The following is a 1,146-nucleotide window of genomic DNA, read 5'->3' as shown; positions in this document are numbered from 1 at the left end:
TTCTCAATCGCATCGAAGTCGCTCTTGCCCTGCACCAGCAGGCCCAGGTAGCTGCGCAGGATGTCGCTGTTGGCAACGCCATTTCTCACGGGCAAGGCGGCATCGAGTTGCTTGAACACCGGCGCGAGTCGATTCAGGTGATGTCCKACCAGCGCCAGACCGGCTACCGGGGTGAGGTCGTAGTCGAGTTGCTTGACGATGAAGGGGCGCATTGGAAGGAATCGGATACTGCGTTTGCAACAGGCCCATMAACGCCCCACACCTGTCTCGCGTTTACCAAACYACCTCAAATCGAYCGCACCCGCAGGGTGAGCCCCTTTCACTCTTGGGCTCACGGATTCAGGAACCACATTCCCTACCGCGGCGCGGCGCCGGCGCTGACCGACCTCATGGGCGGGCAGGTCGACATGATGATGGTCGACATCCCCGTGGTGCTGCCGTTCATCCAGTCGGGCAAGGTGCGCGCGTTGGCGGTGACCAGCGCCAAGCGCATTCCCGTCCTCAAGGATGTGCCGACTGTGGGCGAACTCGGACTGCCGAAGGTGGAGGCCTACAACTGGTACGGCATGCTCGCGCCGGCGCGGACACCGCCCGAGATCATCAACAAGATGTATGGAGCCGTCGGAGCCGCATTGCGCTCGCCCGACCTGAAGCAGCAATTCGAGCAGCAGGGCGTGGAAGTCGTCGGCAGCAAGCCCGAGGAGTTCGGACCGTTCATCGCCGCCGAGTCGGAGCGTTGGGGTTCGCTGGCCAAGGCGGTGGGCGCCAAACTGGACTGACCCGGCGGACACCTGATCTTTTCGAAGCGCTCAGCGCCCCAGTGGCGCTGTTTTTTCAATCTTCTGGATCCACCACATGGCCACCCAAGCCTTCATCTGCGACGCGATTCGCACCCCTTTCGGCCGCTACGGCGGCGCCCTCTCCAGCGTGCGCACCGACGACCTCGGCGCGGTGCCGCTCAAGGCGCTGATGGAGCGCAACAAGAAGGTCGACTGGCAGGCGGTCGGCGACGTGCTCTATGGTTGCGCCAACCAGGCCGGCGAGGACAACCGCAACGTCGCGCGCATGGCGGCCTTGCTGGCCGGCCTGCCGATCGAAGTCGGCGGCGGCACCATCAACCGCCTGTGCGGCTCGGGCCTCGATGCG

At 64.4% G+C, this 1,146-nt stretch carries 2 protein-coding genes and 1 pseudogene; 2 read left to right on the top strand and 1 reads right to left on the bottom strand.

All coding sequences use genetic code 11. The annotated features are described in order from the left end of the window. Positions 1-212: pseudogene (locus AC1DY5_RS56555) on the bottom strand (IS1380-like element ISCARN34 family transposase); the annotation flags it as partial. 96 nt (positions 213-308) lie between these two features. On the opposite strand from AC1DY5_RS56555, the gene AC1DY5_RS56550 reads away from it, so the two are divergent. Together AC1DY5_RS56550 and AC1DY5_RS56545 are read left to right on the top strand one after the other, a co-directional pair. After that, complete coding sequence (locus AC1DY5_RS56550; protein WP_478122856.1) at positions 309-779, top strand: Bug family tripartite tricarboxylate transporter substrate binding protein; 471 nt, start codon at positions 309-311, stop codon at positions 777-779. 76 nt (positions 780-855) lie between these two features. Next, on the top strand, positions 856-1,146 hold a 291-nt coding region (locus tag AC1DY5_RS56545; protein ID WP_478122855.1), incomplete at its 3' end, for a thiolase family protein.

It is taken from the genome of Variovorax sp. P4_D9 (assembly GCF_056401695.1).
This window is presented reverse-complemented; position numbering and strand designations above follow the sequence as displayed.